Source organism: Virgibacillus byunsanensis, assembly GCF_042675965.1.
In the GTDB taxonomy this organism is placed as follows: Bacteria; Bacillota; Bacilli; order Bacillales; family Amphibacillaceae; genus Virgibacillus_R; species Virgibacillus_R byunsanensis.
Genome location: NZ_JBHTKJ010000032.1, coordinates 12,742 through 25,713 on the forward strand (window position 1 = coordinate 12,742; position 12,972 = coordinate 25,713).

Genomic DNA, 12,972 nt, shown 5'->3' on the forward strand with positions numbered 1-12,972 from the left:
AAGGTGTCTTTATTTATCAGTCGTCATCACGTAAGCCTAAGCCTAGATCATCTAGCTTCACTTTAACCTCTTCTAGTGATTTACGGCCTAAATTACGTACTTTCATCATATCTTCTTCAGATTTATTTGAAAGCTCTTGAACTGTATTTATACCAGCACGTTTCAAACAATTATAGGATCTAACAGACAGATCTAGTTCCTCAATTGTCATCTCCATTACTTTTTCTTTCTGATCTTCTTCTTTTTCTACCATAATTTCAGCATTTTGTGCTTCGTCAGTTAAACCTACGAAAATATTTATATGCTCTGTAAAGACCTTAGCACCTAAAGAAACTGCTTCTTCAGGACGAATGCTTCCGTCTGTCCAAACATCTAACGTTAATTTATCATAGTTTGTAACTTGACCTACACGGGTATTTTCAACTTGATACGTTACACGTGACACTGGTGTAAAAATAGAATCAACAGGAACAACGCCGATTGGTTGATCATCTCGCTTGTTAGCTTCAGCAGTACGATAACCACGTCCGCGTTCAGCAGTGATTTTCATATGCAAGCTGCCTTTACTATTAACTGTTGCTATAGGTAGATCTGGATTTAGTACTTCTACATCACTATCATACGTAATGTCTGCAGCCGTAACTTTACCTTCTCCTTGTACATCTATTTCTAATGTTTTTTCCTCATCAGAATAGATCTTCAAAGCTAGCTTTTTCAAGTTTAAAACGATCGTAGTTACGTCTTCCACTACGCCTTCAACGGTTGAAAACTCATGGAGCGCACCATCTATTTGCACTGATGTAACAGCAGCACCTGGAAGTGAGGATATCAGGATACGACGCAAGGAGTTTCCTAGAGTGGCACCATATCCACGCTCAAGCGGTTCTACAACAAATTTCCCAAATGTAGCATCATCGCTGATCTCTACCGTTTCAATTCTTGGTTTTTCTATTTCGATCATTCCATAAAAACCTCCTTTAAAACGTCGAAACCCCGGTTAGACTATCTTGTCTAACCGAAATTCCCCAAATAGGCAGTTGGCGTTTCTGCGCTATTGTATTACTTTCGTATTCTCTGTCATATCTCGATGCCGGTGGATGAAATTTATAGTTAACCACAAATCTCACACTTTTAGCTATCATAACCCATTATAGACAGGCTGACAAATTTTATACGGTACAATTATACACGACGACGTTTTGGTGGGCGACAACCATTGTGAGGAACTGGCGTTACATCCACAATAGCTGTAACTTCTAGGCCTGCTGCTTGAAGTGAACGAATTGCTGCTTCACGTCCTGCTCCAGGTCCTTTAACTGTTACTTCTAGAGTTTTCATGCCATTTTCTACAGCTGATTTAGCTGCAGATTCTGCTGCCATTTGAGCCGCAAATGGTGTGGATTTACGAGAGCCTTTGAATCCAAGTGAACCAGCTGAGCTCCAGCCAATTGCATTACCTTGAACATCCGTAATCGTAACAATTGTATTGTTAAACGTAGAACGAATATGTGCTATCCCCGTATCAATATTCTTTTTTACACGACGCTTACGCGTATTTGTTTTACGTGCCATTGATTAGCTTACCTCCTTCACGTTACTTTTTCTTGTTAGCCATTGTACGACGTGGTCCTTTACGAGTACGTGAATTGTTCTTTGTCTTTTGTCCACGAACCGGCAACCCACGACGATGACGAATTCCTCTATAGGAACCAATTTCGATTAAACGTTTAATGTTAAGGGATACTTCACGACGAAGATCACCTTCAACGTTAACTGCTTCTAATGCTTTACGAATCTTACCTAATTCATCTTCTGTAAGATCACGCACACGAGTGTCTTCTGAAACGCCTGCTTCTTTAAGGACTTCCTTTGCTGTAGAACTTCCAACACCATAAACATATGTTAATGAAATTACTACACGCTTATCACGCGGAATATCTATACCTGCAATACGTGCCATAAGTCAAGTGCACCTCCTTGTTTTTAGCCTTGTTTTTGCTTGTGTTTCGGGTTTTCGCAAATCACCATTACTTTACCTTTACGTTTTATAACTTTACATTTTTCACATACTGGTTTTACAGATGCTCTTACTTTCATCATCTTTACCTCCTTTTATATCGGAGCTCGTTTATTTATAACGGTACGTAATTCGTCCTCTTGTTAAATCATACGGTGAAAGTTCTACCGTCACTTTGTCACCTGGTAAAATACGAATAAAATGCATACGAATTTTACCAGAAACATGCGCCAATACGGTATGACCATTCTCAAGTTCTACCTTGAACATCGCATTTGGCAATGTTTCGTTAACGATACCTTCCACTTCAATTACATCGTCTTTCGCCATCGTGTTGATCTCCCTTCTTCAAATCAGTCACAACCTCATTGATAAATTTAGCTATGGAAAACCGGAGTTTACCATTTGTGACACGACCAGTTTCTAGAAGGCTGTTTTGGACTTCCGGAGAAATATAATCCATAACTTCAATATGATGTAGATTCTTTTTCTTTGGTCGATCATATTTACGTTTTTCCCCATCTGCTAGCAAGACATACCGATCGTCTATAATTTCAAGAACAATCGCATATTGATCTGCTTCACGTCCCTGCATAATACGAACAACTTGACCTATTCGCGGAATCGAATCATCCTCGTTCAACAACGATCACCTTCACTTAGGCTTGATTTTAACTACTTTTTTTCAAAAGCATTATATCTACTACTATAAAACACCCTGTGTCACTTTCTATATCAAGTAATAAGCATCAATGTATTACGATACATATTATATCTTGTTAGAAAAAGAATTGCATCAATGCTGAGTTGTCTATACAGTCAACATGCTATTTTTTCAATATTGATTTGATATCTTGAAACACCTGATCGATGCCTTGATCTCCATCAACTTTAACAAGATATCCTTTTTCATGATAGAAATCCAATAACGGTTGCATTTGTTTGATATTAACTTCCAAACGAGTTTTAACCGTTTCGGCTTGATCATCTTCACGTTGAATTAGCTCGGAACCATCATTATCACATATACCCTCTTGTTTAGGCGGGTTATAAATCACATGATAAGTTGCTCCACATGTTTGACAAATTCTACGTCCCGTTAAACGCTCCACTAAATTTTCTTCGGGTACATCTACGTGCAATACGTAATCAATTGATTTCTGTAAACCTGCTAAAAGTGTTTGTAAAGCTTCAGCTTGCGCAATAGTTCTTGGAAATCCATCCAATAAAAAACCATTCTCACAATCGTCTTTAGCTAAACGTTCTTTTACAATTCCAATTGTTACTTCATCAGGAACCAGTTCACCTTGGTCCATAAATTCTTTTGCTTTCTTACCAAGGTCTGTACCTTCTTTTATAGCTAATCGAAACATATCTCCAGTTGAGATATGAGGAATTTGATGTTGTTTGCTGATTTTATCTGCTTGGGTACCCTTGCCTGCTCCTGGCAGGCCCATTAAAATTATATTCAATTACTTTCCCCTCGCTCTAATTGGCAACAGTTTTACTTAATAAATCCTTTATAGTGTCGCTTCACTAATTGGCTTTCCAATTGTTTCATTGTTTGTAACGCAACACCTACAACGATTAGTAAGCTAGTGCCGCCGATTTGTACTGCTTGAGGCAGATTTGCCAAACCACCTAATATAATAGGTAGCACAGAAACAGCTGCTAAGAAGATAGATCCTACAAATGTTAAGCGATACATAACGCGTGTAAGATACGTTTCTGTATTTTTACCAGGACGAATACCTGGAATATATCCACCTTGCTTTTGTAAGTTTTCAGCCATCTGCTCAGGGTTAACTTGAACAAATGTATAGAAATAAGTGAAAGCAATAATTAGCGCAACATAGATGACCATACCAATTGGTTGGGTATAATCAAAAACCATTTCTATTGTTGATGCGACGTTACTGCCTTCAAAGAAACTCGCAATTGTTCGTGGTGCAATGATAAATGCAATTGCAAAAATAACTGGGATAACACCCGCAGCATTTACTTTTAGTGGTAAATGTGTAGACTGACCTCCAACCGGAGAACGGTTTACAAGTTTTTTTGCATATTGAATTGGTATCTTACGCAATGCCTGTTGAATGAAGATTACACCAACAGTAACTGCGATAACAACTAAAGCAATTAAGGCAACAATTATAATGTTAATAAACAATTCATCACCAGGATTAACAAAATACTGGCTGTATAATTGTTGTACTCCATTTGGAACCGCTGCTACGATACCAGCAAATATTAAAATAGAAATACCATTTCCCACTCCATTTGCTGTAATTTGTTCACCTAACCACATTAAGAAAGTTGTTCCACTTGTTAACACGATTGCGATGATTAAAAATTTCATAACGCTTGGATCAGCTATTAACATACCACCTGCCATAGCGTTGAAACCTATTGACATTGCAATTGCTTGAACAAATGCCAAAACCACTGTTCCATAACGCGTGATTTGCGCCAGTTTTTTACGGCCCATCTCACCTTGCTTTTTCCATTCAGTAAACTTTGGTACAACATCCATTTGCAGTAATTGCATAATAATGGATGCAGTAATGTAAGGCATAATCCCCATTGCAAGAATAGAGAAGTTTTGTAATGCCCCACCCCCAAAGGTGTTTAGAAATCCGAATACGTTTTGCTGATTCATAAAATCAATTGCTTCTTTATCTGTATACGGTACTGGAATAAATGTGCCAAGACGGAATACTATTAACATTAATAATGTGAATATGATTTTCCGTCTAATGTCACCTACGCGCATAAAATTGGAGATTGTACGGAACATTAGATCACCTCGATTTTACCGCCCGCTGCTTCTATAGCTTCTTTAGCTGAAGCAGAGAACTTATGAGCTTTTACTGTAAGTTTTTTCTCGATAGCACCCTTACCTAGTACTTTAATACCAGCTTTAAGTTTGCTTACGACACCTTCTTCAAGTAGTAGCTCAGGTGTAATTTCTGTGCCATCTTCAAAGCGATTTAACGCATCTAAGTTTACAATTGCAAATTCTTTACGGTGGATATTAGTAAATCCTCTTTTAGGTAGACGTTGGAATAATGGCATTTGGCCACCTTCAAAACCTAAACGTACACCACCGCCTGAACGTGCTTTTTGTCCTTTATGACCTCTGCCGGAAGTTTTTCCGTTACCTGATGACATTCCACGACCTACACGATTACGTTTTTTGCGTGTTCCTTCTGATGCTTTCAATTCATGAAGTTTCATACGAGCACCTCCTCTACGCTAATGTTTTATTATACTTCTTTAACCGCTACGAGATGGGATACTTTATTAACCATACCACGAAGTGCTGGTGTATCTTCACGTACTACGGATTGATGCATCTTTTTAAGACCCAATGTTTCAACAGTCTTACGTTGTACCTCTGTTCGACCAATAACACTGCGCGTGAGGGTGATTTCTAATTTTTTAGACATAGTGTTTCCCTCCTTATCCTAACAGTTCTTCAACAGACTTTCCGCGTAGTTTTGCTACGTCTTCTGCGCGTCTCAAGTTTGTTAATCCATTTAAAGTTGCACGAACCATATTAATTGGTGTGTTCGAGCCAAGTGATTTTGTCAAAATATCGCCAACACCAGCAAGCTCAAGAACAGCACGAACTGGTCCACCAGAGATAACCCCTGTACCTTCTGAAGCTGGCTTCATTAGTACATTACCTGAACCAAATCTTCCATTGATTTCATGAGGAATAGTTGTTCCAACGATAGGTACTAAAATTATATTTTTCTTAGCATCATCAACTGCTTTTTTTATTGCTTCTGGTACTTCTTGTGCTTTACCTGTACCGAAACCTACATGACCGTTTTTATCACCGACTACTACCAATGCAGCGAAACGGAAACGGCGTCCACCTTTTACTACTTTTGCTACACGGTTGATCGTAACAACACGTTCTTCAAGATCTAATTTGTTCGGATCAATGCTTGTTGTATGCATGTATGTCCCTCCTTTTTCTATTAAAATTCAAGACCTGCTTCGCGAGCAGCTTCTGCTAAAGCTTTTACACGTCCATGATAAAGATAGCCTCCGCGATCGAATACAATCGATTTGTAACCTTTATCTTGGGCACGTTTTGCAATTAATTCTCCAACTTGCTTAGCAGTATCTACATTAGCAGTTCCTTCTGTTGAAGCACTTGCTAGTGTAACTCCGTTAATATCATCTATTAACTGGACATAAATATTTTTATTTGAGCGATACACGTTCAAGCGTGGACGTTCCTCAGTTCCAAAAAGATTTTTGCGAACACGGTTATGTCTCTTCTTGCGTGTAACGTTTTTGTCAGGCTTTGTTATCATCTAGGTCACTCCTTTCTGCTCCCTAACCAACCTTATTTAGCAGTTTTACCTTCTTTACGTCGTACATATTCACCTTCATAACGAATACCTTTACCTTTATAAGGCTCGGGAGGTCTGATTGCTCTAATATTTGCAGCAACTGCACCAACTAGTTCCTTATCAATACCTTTTATAATTACTTGTGTATTTTTAGGAACTTCAATTTCAATACCTGCTTGAGGCTCGATTTCAACTGGGTGTGAATAACCTGCGTTAATTACAACTTTATCACCTTGTTTTAGGGCACGATACCCAACACCAGTGAGTTCAAGGTTTTTTTCAAAACCTTTACTTACTCCTTCAACCATATTACCGATCAGGCTGCGAGTAGTTCCGTGCAACGCACGATGTTCTTTATGATCACTTGGGCGTTCAACTGTAAGAACATTATCCTCAATTACAACTTTCATATCTTGATTGAATTTTCTTGTTAATTCACCTTTTGGACCTTTAACTGTAACAGTGTTATCGACTAATTTAATCTCTACACCGTCTGGAATTTGTATCGGCTTAAGTCCTATACGAGACATTCCATGCACCTCCTGTCTTAAAAAGTATAAATTACCAAACGTATGCTAGAACTTCGCCACCAATAGCTTGTGTACGTGCTTCTTTATCAGATAATACACCAGTTGATGTGGAAACAATAGCGACACCTAAACCATTTAGTACACGTGGTACTTCATTAGCTTTTGCGTAAACACGTAGTCCCGGTTTACTAATACGCTTGATACCTGTAATTACTCGTTCGTCATTAGAACCGTATTTAAGGAAAATACGCAGAACACCTTGTTTATCATCTTCAATGAATTCATAATCACGTACAAAACCTTCACGTTTGAGGATATCAGCGATTTCTTTTTTCATTTTAGAAGCCGGAAGCTCTAACTTTTCATGGCGTACCATGTTTGCATTACGAATACGAGTTAGCATATCTGCGATTGGGTCTGTCATAACCATTACTCATTACCTCCTTCCCGAATCGGGGTTTACCAGCTTGCTTTTTTGACACCAGGAATTTGACCTTTATAGGCAAGTTCGCGGAAACAAATACGGCAAAGTTTAAATTTACGGATTACAGAATGTGGACGGCCACAACGTTCGCAACGTGTATATTCACGTACTTGGTATTTCTGTGGGCGTTTTTGTTTCGCAATCATTGATTTTTTAGCCACAATTTTCCCTCCTTGTATTAGCTCTTAGCTTATTTTTGGAAAGGCATGCCTAGCTGAGCTAAAAGTTCATGCGCTTCTTCATCAGTGTTAGATGTTGTTACGATCACAATATCCATACCGCGCACTTTATTTACCTTATCATAATTAACTTCTGGGAAAATTAGTTGTTCTTTAACACCTAGTGTGTAGTTACCACGACCGTCAAAAGCTTTGTTTGAAATACCGCGAAAATCACGAACACGTGGAAGTGATACAGCGATTAGCTTTTGCAAGAATTCAAACATGCGCTCACCACGAAGTGTAACTTTAGCACCAATCGGCATCCCTTCACGTAGACGGAATCCAGCAATGGACTTCTTAGCACGAGTGATCATTGGCTTTTGCCCAGAAATTAATGAAAGTTCTTCTACAGCACTATCTAGTGCTTTTGAATTTTGAACAGCATCACCAACACCCATGTTGATGACAATTTTTTCAACTGTTGGTACTTGCATAACTGATTCATAGTTAAATTTATTCATCAATGATGGTAATACATCATCTTGATATTTTTGCTTTAGTTCATTCATCATGTCGCCCTCCTTTCGCCTGTGAACTATTTATCTAATGCTTCACCGGATCTTTTAGCGATGCGGACTTTATTTCCGTCACGTTCTTCATATCCAACACGAGTTGGCTCACCGGATTTAGGATCAATTGGCATTACGTTAGAAACATGAATAGCAGCTTCTTGGTTAAGAATCCCGCCTTGTGGGTTATCTTGTGAAGGCTTTGCGTGTTTTTTAATCATGTTGATTCCTTCTACAAGAACGCGCTCACTCTTTGGGAATGCTTCTAAAATAGTACCTTGTTTACCGCGGTCTTTACCGGAAATTACTTTAACTTTATCACCTTTTTTTACATGCATGCTTGACGCACCTCCTTACAAGGCTTTTCATTACTACCTATAAAACTTCTGGAGCTAGAGATACTATTTTCATGAATTTTGCATCACGTAATTCACGTGCAACTGGTCCGAAGATACGAGTACCTCGTGGACTTTTATCATCACGGATTATTACTGCAGCATTTTCATCAAAACGAATATATGACCCATCTTTACGACGCATACCAGACTTAGTACGTACGATGACAGCTTTAACAACCTCACCTTTTTTAACAACGCCTCCTGGTGTTGCATGTTTTACTGAACAAACAATTACATCACCAATATTCGCTGTCTTACGACCTGAACCGCCTAATACTTTAATGGTTAATACTTCTCTGGCACCAGAGTTATCTGCAATTTTTAAACGAGTTTCCTGTTGAATCAACGCTTGCGACCTCCCTTCGGATACCTTCCGAGCGAACTTATATTATATAATTACCGCTTCTTCAACGATTTCTACTAAACGAAAACGTTTTGTAGCTGATAGTGGACGAGTTTCCATAACGCGAACAACGTCACCAATTTTTGCTTGGTTATTTTCATCATGTGTTTTGAATTTTTTAGAGTACTTTACACGCTTACCGTATAACTGATGAAACTTATATGTTTCAACTAAAACAGTGATTGTTTTATCCATTTTGTCAGATACGACACGGCCTGTGTATACTTTACGATTATTACGCTCACTCATTTTGAGGCTAACCTCCTCTCTGGTTCTAGTTATTCACGCTGACTTCACGTTGACGTACAACGGTTTTCAAACGAGCAATGGATTTTCTCACTTCACGAATGCGTGCAGTGTTTTCCAATTGTCCAGTAGCTAATTGAAAGCGCAAATTAAATAGTTCTTCTTTTAATGACTTCACCTTTTGTTCAATTTCGGCAGTGGTTAGTTCTCTGATTTCATTAGCCTTCATTGATTTCACCACCAATTTCTTCACGTTTTACAAACTTTGTTTTAATCGGCAGTTTATGAGAAGCAAGACGTAACGCTTCACGTGCCACCTCTTCTGGTACACCAGCGATTTCAAACATAATTTTTCCTGGTTTCACTACTGCTACCCATCCTTCAGGAGCACCTTTACCGGAACCCATGCGGACTTCTAGGGGTTTTGCAGTATATGGTTTGTCAGGAAAGATTTTAATCCAAACTTTACCGCCACGTTTCATGTAACGAGTCATTGCAATACGAGCAGCCTCAATTTGACGACTAGTGATCCAAGAAGCTTCAACAGCTTGAAGACCATATTCACCAAAAGCTACTGTAGTTCCACCTTTTGCTTGGCCTCTCATACGACCACGATGTTGTCTACGGAATTTAACGCGTTTAGGCATTAACATAATGCATTTCCCCCTTCCTTATTTTTTCGATTTAGTTGGAAGGACTTCTCCACGGTAGATCCACACTTTAACACCTAGTTTACCATAGGTAGTGTCTGCTTCAGCTGTACCGTAATCGATATCAGCACGCAATGTGTGTAGTGGTACTGTTCCTTCGCTATAATGTTCCGCACGAGCGATATCTGCTCCGCCTAGACGTCCGGAAACTTGAGTTTTAATCCCTTTTGCTCCTCCGCGCATTGCACGTTGAATAGTTTGCTTTTGAGCACGACGGAATGAAATACGATTTTCTAATTGACGAGCAATGTTCTCAGCAACCAATTTTGCATTAAGATCAACTTTCTTAATCTCAACGATGTTGATGTGAACTCGTTTGCCAGTCAAACTGTTTAGTGATTTACGTAGAGCTTCTACTTCAGATCCGCCTTTACCAATAACCATACCAGGTTTTCCTGTATGAATTGTGATGTTAACACGGTTTGCTGCACGTTCAATATCAATAGAAGAAACAGCAGCCATGCTCAAGCGGTTTTCAAGATATTCTCTGATCTTAATATCTTCATGTAGTAAGTCTGCATAGTCTTTGCCAGCATACCATTTTGACTCCCAGTCACGAATGATACCAACACGAAGACCGTTAGGATTTATCTTTTGACCCACTGACTATCCCTCCTTCTTTTCTGTTACCACAACTGTGATGTGGCTTGTGCGTTTATTGATTTTACTTGCACGTCCTTGTGCACGTGGACGAAAACGTTTCAATGTAGCACCTTCGTTTACAAATGCTTCAGAAATTACTAGATCATCTGGATCCATTTCGTAATTGTGTTCTGCATTTGCAATTGCAGAATTTAAAACTTTTTCTACAACTGGAGAAGCACCACGTTGAGTATGACGTAAAATTGCAACTGCTTCACCAACATTTTTCCCTCGAATTAAATCAACGACTAAACGTACTTTACGAGGAGCAATACGAACAGATTTCGCAACGGCTTTAGCTTGCATGGTGAGTGCCTCCTCTCATTAGCGTTTTGTTTTCTTGTCATCACCAGAATGCCCTTTAAATGTGCGGCTTGGTGAAAATTCACCTAATTTATGTCCGACCATGTCTTCTGTAACATAAACGGGTACGTGTTTACGTCCGTCATATACAGCGATTGTATGGCCAATAAAAGTAGGGAAGATCGTTGAACGACGAGACCAAGTCTTCACAACTTGCTTCTTGTCTGTTTCGTTTAAACTATCGATTTTCTTCAATAGATGGTCATCTGCAAAAGGTCCTTTTTTTAAGCTACGACCCATGGATAAACCTCCTTTCGCAATTGAGAGAACAGGATTATCACCTGTCCACTACTATCGGTTATTTTTTACGCTTACGAACGATATACTTATCAGTCGGCTTATTGCGCTTTCGTGTTTTGTAACCAAGTGTAGGTTTGCCCCAAGGTGACATTGGTGACTTACGTCCGATTGGCGCACGTCCTTCACCACCACCATGTGGGTGATCGTTAGGGTTCATAACAGAACCACGAACAGTAGGGCGTTTACCCATCCAACGAGAACGTCCTGCTTTACCAATACGGATTAGTTCATGTTCAAGGTTTCCAACTTGACCTACTGTTGCACGACAAGTTGTCAAAATTAAACGAACTTCACCAGATGCTAAACGAACTAGTGTATATTTGTCTTCACGTCCAAGAATTTGTGCTTCTGCACCAGCAGAACGTGCAAGTTGACCTCCACGTCCAGGCTTCAATTCAACATTGTGAATGATAGTACCAACTGGAATGTTTGCAAGTGGAAGTGCATTACCTGATTTGATATCTGCGTTTTCACCAGATTCTATTTGTTGTCCCACTTTTAGTCCTTTCGGAGCTAAAATATAACGTTTTTCACCATCTACATAATGGATTAATGCGATATTAGCTGAACGGTTAGGATCGTATTCGATCGTAGCAACGCGTCCTGGTATACCATCTTTATCACGTTTGAAGTCGATAATACGGTATTGACGCTTGTGACCGCCGCCTTGATGACGAACAGTTAATTTCCCTTGATTGTTACGTCCGCCACGGTTATATAGTGGACTCAGTAGAGATTTTTCTGGAGTGTCAGTTGTGATCTCCGCAAAGTCAGATGCAGACATATTACGTCTAGCATTTGTAGTAGGTCTGAATTTTTTAATCGCCATCTTGTTTTCCCTCCTTCGCTTATTTTTTCTTAGCCTTCAAAGAATTCTAGTTCTTTACTATCTTCTGAAAGCTGCACAATTGCTTTTTTGCGATCAGAGCGGTATCCGCCATAACGGCCCATCCGCTTAAATTTACCTTTAAGATTCATTGTGTTAACTTTTTCTACTTTCACACCAAAAACCAACTCAACAGCATCTTTAATCTGTGTTTTATTTGCTTTGGGGCTTACTTCGAACGTATATTTCTTCTCTGCCATTAAATCAGCAGTATTCTCTGTAATGACAGGGCGCTTAATAATATCACGTAGATCTTTCATTATGCAAGCACCTCCCCTGCTTTTTCAGCTGCATCTTTTGTCAAGATCAGCTTGTCATGCGCAAGCAAGTCTAGTACATTAACTTCCTCAACAGAAAGTACTTTAACATTTTGCAAGTTGTTTGCTGAACGAATAACAGTATCTTCTTTTTCAGCAGTAACAATTAATACTTTCGTATCAACATTTAACGCCTCTAGCATCTTAACTACTTCTTTTGTTTTAGGTGCTTCGATTGCAATACTATCTAAAACAACTAGATTTTCTTCTTTCACTTTTGATGAAAGTGCAGATTTAAGTGCTAAACGACGTACTTTCTTTGGTAGTTTGTAGCTATAGCTGCGTGGTGTAGGACCAAAAACAGTACCACCACCAACCCATTGCGGAGAACGAGTAGAACCTTGACGTGCACGTCCTGTCCCTTTTTGTCTCCATGGTTTGCGTCCACCGCCTCTAACTTCCGAACGGTTTTTCACATCATGTGTTCCTTGACGTAATGATGCGCGTTGCATAACTACCGCCTCGTGCAACACATGTGTATTTGGCTCAATACCGAACACAGAATCATTTAATTCCATATCACCGGTTTGTGAACCATCTTGTTTAAATAGCGCTACTTTAGGCATGACATATCCT

27 protein-coding genes are annotated in these 12,972 nt (G+C 39.3%); all 27 read right to left on the reverse strand.

Annotated elements, in window-relative coordinates:
- Positions 1 to 16: 16 nt before the first annotated feature.
- Positions 17 to 961 carry a DNA-directed RNA polymerase subunit alpha gene (locus ACFQ3N_RS12135; RefSeq protein WP_390362767.1) on the reverse strand — a complete coding sequence of 315 codons (945 nt, stop codon included), beginning with the start codon at positions 959 to 961 and terminating at the stop codon, positions 17 to 19.
- A gap of 221 nt (positions 962 to 1,182) precedes the next feature.
- Positions 1,183 to 1,572 carry a 30S ribosomal protein S11 gene (rpsK, locus tag ACFQ3N_RS12140; RefSeq protein WP_390362768.1) on the reverse strand — a complete coding sequence of 130 codons (390 nt, stop codon included), beginning with the start codon at positions 1,570 to 1,572 and terminating at the stop codon, positions 1,183 to 1,185.
- Between the two features lie 22 nt (positions 1,573 to 1,594).
- Positions 1,595 to 1,960 (reverse strand): 30S ribosomal protein S13, encoded by a 366-nt coding sequence (gene rpsM / locus ACFQ3N_RS12145; protein WP_390362769.1) that lies wholly within the window; start codon positions 1,958 to 1,960, stop codon positions 1,595 to 1,597.
- Between the two features lie 23 nt (positions 1,961 to 1,983).
- On the reverse strand, positions 1,984 to 2,097 hold the full coding sequence (gene rpmJ / locus ACFQ3N_RS12150) for a 50S ribosomal protein L36 (protein ID WP_390362770.1): 114 nt from the start codon (positions 2,095 to 2,097) through the stop codon (positions 1,984 to 1,986).
- A 31-nt stretch (positions 2,098 to 2,128) separates the two neighbouring features.
- Positions 2,129 to 2,347, reverse strand: coding sequence for a translation initiation factor IF-1 (infA, locus tag ACFQ3N_RS12155; RefSeq protein ID WP_390362771.1), 219 nt, complete (start codon positions 2,345 to 2,347; stop codon positions 2,129 to 2,131).
- Entirely contained in the window at positions 2,325 to 2,660 is a 336-nt protein-coding gene (locus ACFQ3N_RS12160; protein WP_390362772.1) for a KOW motif-containing protein, read from the reverse strand. Before ACFQ3N_RS12160 ends, infA begins: the two co-directional genes overlap by 23 nt.
- Positions 2,661 to 2,844: 184 nt before the next feature.
- Positions 2,845 to 3,489: an adenylate kinase gene (locus ACFQ3N_RS12165; protein WP_390362774.1), complete on the reverse strand. Its 645-nt coding sequence runs from the start codon at positions 3,487 to 3,489 to the stop codon at positions 2,845 to 2,847.
- A gap of 32 nt (positions 3,490 to 3,521) precedes the next feature.
- Positions 3,522 to 4,814 (reverse strand): preprotein translocase subunit SecY, encoded by a 1,293-nt coding sequence (secY, locus tag ACFQ3N_RS12170; RefSeq protein ID WP_390362776.1) that lies wholly within the window; start codon positions 4,812 to 4,814, stop codon positions 3,522 to 3,524.
- Positions 4,814 to 5,254 (reverse strand): 50S ribosomal protein L15, encoded by a 441-nt coding sequence (gene rplO, locus ACFQ3N_RS12175; protein WP_390362777.1) that lies wholly within the window; start codon positions 5,252 to 5,254, stop codon positions 4,814 to 4,816. Before rplO ends, secY begins: the two co-directional genes overlap by 1 nt.
- A 29-nt stretch (positions 5,255 to 5,283) precedes the next feature.
- Positions 5,284 to 5,466 (reverse strand): 50S ribosomal protein L30, encoded by a 183-nt coding sequence (gene rpmD, locus ACFQ3N_RS12180; protein ID WP_390362779.1) that lies wholly within the window; start codon positions 5,464 to 5,466, stop codon positions 5,284 to 5,286.
- Between the two features lie 13 nt (positions 5,467 to 5,479).
- Complete coding sequence (gene rpsE / locus ACFQ3N_RS12185) at positions 5,480 to 5,986, reverse strand: 30S ribosomal protein S5 (protein WP_390362780.1); 507 nt, start codon at positions 5,984 to 5,986, stop codon at positions 5,480 to 5,482.
- 20 nt (positions 5,987 to 6,006) lie between these two features.
- The gene (gene rplR / locus ACFQ3N_RS12190; RefSeq protein ID WP_390362782.1) at positions 6,007 to 6,348 is read right to left on the reverse strand and encodes a 50S ribosomal protein L18; all 342 of its coding nucleotides are present in this window, start codon (positions 6,346 to 6,348) and stop codon (positions 6,007 to 6,009) included.
- A 32-nt stretch (positions 6,349 to 6,380) separates the two neighbouring features.
- Entirely contained in the window at positions 6,381 to 6,917 is a 537-nt protein-coding gene (rplF, locus tag ACFQ3N_RS12195) for a 50S ribosomal protein L6 (RefSeq protein ID WP_390362783.1), read from the reverse strand.
- 31 nt (positions 6,918 to 6,948) lie between these two features.
- Complete coding sequence (gene rpsH, locus ACFQ3N_RS12200) at positions 6,949 to 7,347, reverse strand: 30S ribosomal protein S8 (RefSeq protein WP_390362784.1); 399 nt, start codon at positions 7,345 to 7,347, stop codon at positions 6,949 to 6,951.
- Between the two features lie 29 nt (positions 7,348 to 7,376).
- Entirely contained in the window at positions 7,377 to 7,562 is a 186-nt protein-coding gene (locus ACFQ3N_RS12205) for a type Z 30S ribosomal protein S14 (RefSeq protein WP_019375521.1), read from the reverse strand.
- A gap of 29 nt (positions 7,563 to 7,591) precedes the next feature.
- Positions 7,592 to 8,131 carry a 50S ribosomal protein L5 gene (rplE, locus tag ACFQ3N_RS12210; RefSeq protein ID WP_390362785.1) on the reverse strand — a complete coding sequence of 180 codons (540 nt, stop codon included), beginning with the start codon at positions 8,129 to 8,131 and terminating at the stop codon, positions 7,592 to 7,594.
- Between the two features lie 26 nt (positions 8,132 to 8,157).
- A complete protein-coding gene (gene rplX / locus ACFQ3N_RS12215; RefSeq protein WP_390362786.1) occupies positions 8,158 to 8,469 on the reverse strand; it encodes a 50S ribosomal protein L24 in 312 nt (103 codons plus the stop codon).
- Positions 8,470 to 8,506: 37 nt separating this feature from the next.
- Entirely contained in the window at positions 8,507 to 8,875 is a 369-nt protein-coding gene (rplN, locus tag ACFQ3N_RS12220; RefSeq protein WP_390362787.1) for a 50S ribosomal protein L14, read from the reverse strand.
- Between the two features lie 42 nt (positions 8,876 to 8,917).
- The gene (gene rpsQ / locus ACFQ3N_RS12225; RefSeq protein WP_390362788.1) at positions 8,918 to 9,181 is read right to left on the reverse strand and encodes a 30S ribosomal protein S17; all 264 of its coding nucleotides are present in this window, start codon (positions 9,179 to 9,181) and stop codon (positions 8,918 to 8,920) included.
- A gap of 25 nt (positions 9,182 to 9,206) precedes the next feature.
- Positions 9,207 to 9,407 (reverse strand): 50S ribosomal protein L29, encoded by a 201-nt coding sequence (rpmC, locus tag ACFQ3N_RS12230; RefSeq protein ID WP_390362789.1) that lies wholly within the window; start codon positions 9,405 to 9,407, stop codon positions 9,207 to 9,209.
- The gene (gene rplP, locus ACFQ3N_RS12235; RefSeq protein WP_390362791.1) at positions 9,397 to 9,831 is read right to left on the reverse strand and encodes a 50S ribosomal protein L16; all 435 of its coding nucleotides are present in this window, start codon (positions 9,829 to 9,831) and stop codon (positions 9,397 to 9,399) included. Before rplP ends, rpmC begins: the two co-directional genes overlap by 11 nt.
- An 18-nt stretch (positions 9,832 to 9,849) precedes the next feature.
- Complete coding sequence (rpsC, locus tag ACFQ3N_RS12240) at positions 9,850 to 10,491, reverse strand: 30S ribosomal protein S3 (protein ID WP_390362793.1); 642 nt, start codon at positions 10,489 to 10,491, stop codon at positions 9,850 to 9,852.
- Positions 10,492 to 10,494: 3 nt separating this feature from the next.
- Positions 10,495 to 10,836 (reverse strand): 50S ribosomal protein L22, encoded by a 342-nt coding sequence (gene rplV, locus ACFQ3N_RS12245; RefSeq protein WP_390362794.1) that lies wholly within the window; start codon positions 10,834 to 10,836, stop codon positions 10,495 to 10,497.
- Positions 10,837 to 10,854: 18 nt separating this feature from the next.
- Entirely contained in the window at positions 10,855 to 11,133 is a 279-nt protein-coding gene (gene rpsS, locus ACFQ3N_RS12250) for a 30S ribosomal protein S19 (RefSeq protein ID WP_390362795.1), read from the reverse strand.
- Between the two features lie 58 nt (positions 11,134 to 11,191).
- A complete protein-coding gene (gene rplB, locus ACFQ3N_RS12255; protein ID WP_390362797.1) occupies positions 11,192 to 12,022 on the reverse strand; it encodes a 50S ribosomal protein L2 in 831 nt (276 codons plus the stop codon).
- A 29-nt stretch (positions 12,023 to 12,051) separates the two neighbouring features.
- Positions 12,052 to 12,339 (reverse strand): 50S ribosomal protein L23, encoded by a 288-nt coding sequence (rplW, locus tag ACFQ3N_RS12260; protein ID WP_390362798.1) that lies wholly within the window; start codon positions 12,337 to 12,339, stop codon positions 12,052 to 12,054.
- Positions 12,339 to 12,962, reverse strand: a complete 624-nt coding sequence (gene rplD, locus ACFQ3N_RS12265) for a 50S ribosomal protein L4 (RefSeq protein ID WP_390362799.1) — start codon at positions 12,960 to 12,962, stop codon at positions 12,339 to 12,341. Before rplD ends, rplW begins: the two co-directional genes overlap by 1 nt.
- Between the last annotated feature and the right edge of the window lie 10 nt (positions 12,963 to 12,972).

What these genes read in the sequence shown, in the direction of transcription:
- ACFQ3N_RS12135 (WP_390362767.1), bottom strand. Translation starts at nt 961, where the DNA reads ATGATCGAAATAGAAAAACCAAGAATTGAAACGGTAGAGATCAGCGAT.
- rpsK (WP_390362768.1), bottom strand. Translation starts at nt 1,572, where the DNA reads ATGGCACGTAAAACAAATACGCGTAAGCGTCGTGTAAAAAAGAATATT.
- rpsM (WP_390362769.1), bottom strand. Translation starts at nt 1,960, where the DNA reads ATGGCACGTATTGCAGGTATAGATATTCCGCGTGATAAGCGTGTAGTA.
- rpmJ (WP_390362770.1), bottom strand. Translation starts at nt 2,097, where the DNA reads ATGAAAGTAAGAGCATCTGTAAAACCAGTATGTGAAAAATGTAAAGTT.
- infA (WP_390362771.1), bottom strand. Translation starts at nt 2,347, where the DNA reads ATGGCGAAAGACGATGTAATTGAAGTGGAAGGTATCGTTAACGAAACA.
- secY (WP_390362776.1), bottom strand. Translation starts at nt 4,814, where the DNA reads ATGTTCCGTACAATCTCCAATTTTATGCGCGTAGGTGACATTAGACGG.
- rplO (WP_390362777.1), bottom strand. Translation starts at nt 5,254, where the DNA reads ATGAAACTTCATGAATTGAAAGCATCAGAAGGAACACGCAAAAAACGT.
- rpmD (WP_390362779.1), bottom strand. Translation starts at nt 5,466, where the DNA reads ATGTCTAAAAAATTAGAAATCACCCTCACGCGCAGTGTTATTGGTCGA.
- rpsE (WP_390362780.1), bottom strand. Translation starts at nt 5,986, where the DNA reads ATGCATACAACAAGCATTGATCCGAACAAATTAGATCTTGAAGAACGT.
- rplR (WP_390362782.1), bottom strand. Translation starts at nt 6,348, where the DNA reads ATGATAACAAAGCCTGACAAAAACGTTACACGCAAGAAGAGACATAAC.
- rplF (WP_390362783.1), bottom strand. Translation starts at nt 6,917, where the DNA reads ATGTCTCGTATAGGACTTAAGCCGATACAAATTCCAGACGGTGTAGAG.
- rpsH (WP_390362784.1), bottom strand. Translation starts at nt 7,347, where the DNA reads ATGGTTATGACAGACCCAATCGCAGATATGCTAACTCGTATTCGTAAT.
- rplE (WP_390362785.1), bottom strand. Translation starts at nt 8,131, where the DNA reads ATGAATGAACTAAAGCAAAAATATCAAGATGATGTATTACCATCATTG.
- rplX (WP_390362786.1), bottom strand. Translation starts at nt 8,469, where the DNA reads ATGCATGTAAAAAAAGGTGATAAAGTTAAAGTAATTTCCGGTAAAGAC.
- rpsQ (WP_390362788.1), bottom strand. Translation starts at nt 9,181, where the DNA reads ATGAGTGAGCGTAATAATCGTAAAGTATACACAGGCCGTGTCGTATCT.
- rpmC (WP_390362789.1), bottom strand. Translation starts at nt 9,407, where the DNA reads ATGAAGGCTAATGAAATCAGAGAACTAACCACTGCCGAAATTGAACAA.
- rplP (WP_390362791.1), bottom strand. Translation starts at nt 9,831, where the DNA reads ATGTTAATGCCTAAACGCGTTAAATTCCGTAGACAACATCGTGGTCGT.
- rplV (WP_390362794.1), bottom strand. Translation starts at nt 10,836, where the DNA reads ATGCAAGCTAAAGCCGTTGCGAAATCTGTTCGTATTGCTCCTCGTAAA.
- rpsS (WP_390362795.1), bottom strand. Translation starts at nt 11,133, where the DNA reads ATGGGTCGTAGCTTAAAAAAAGGACCTTTTGCAGATGACCATCTATTG.
- rplB (WP_390362797.1), bottom strand. Translation starts at nt 12,022, where the DNA reads ATGGCGATTAAAAAATTCAGACCTACTACAAATGCTAGACGTAATATG.
- rplW (WP_390362798.1), bottom strand. Translation starts at nt 12,339, where the DNA reads ATGAAAGATCTACGTGATATTATTAAGCGCCCTGTCATTACAGAGAAT.
- rplD (WP_390362799.1), bottom strand. Translation starts at nt 12,962, where the DNA reads ATGCCTAAAGTAGCGCTATTTAAACAAGATGGTTCACAAACCGGTGAT.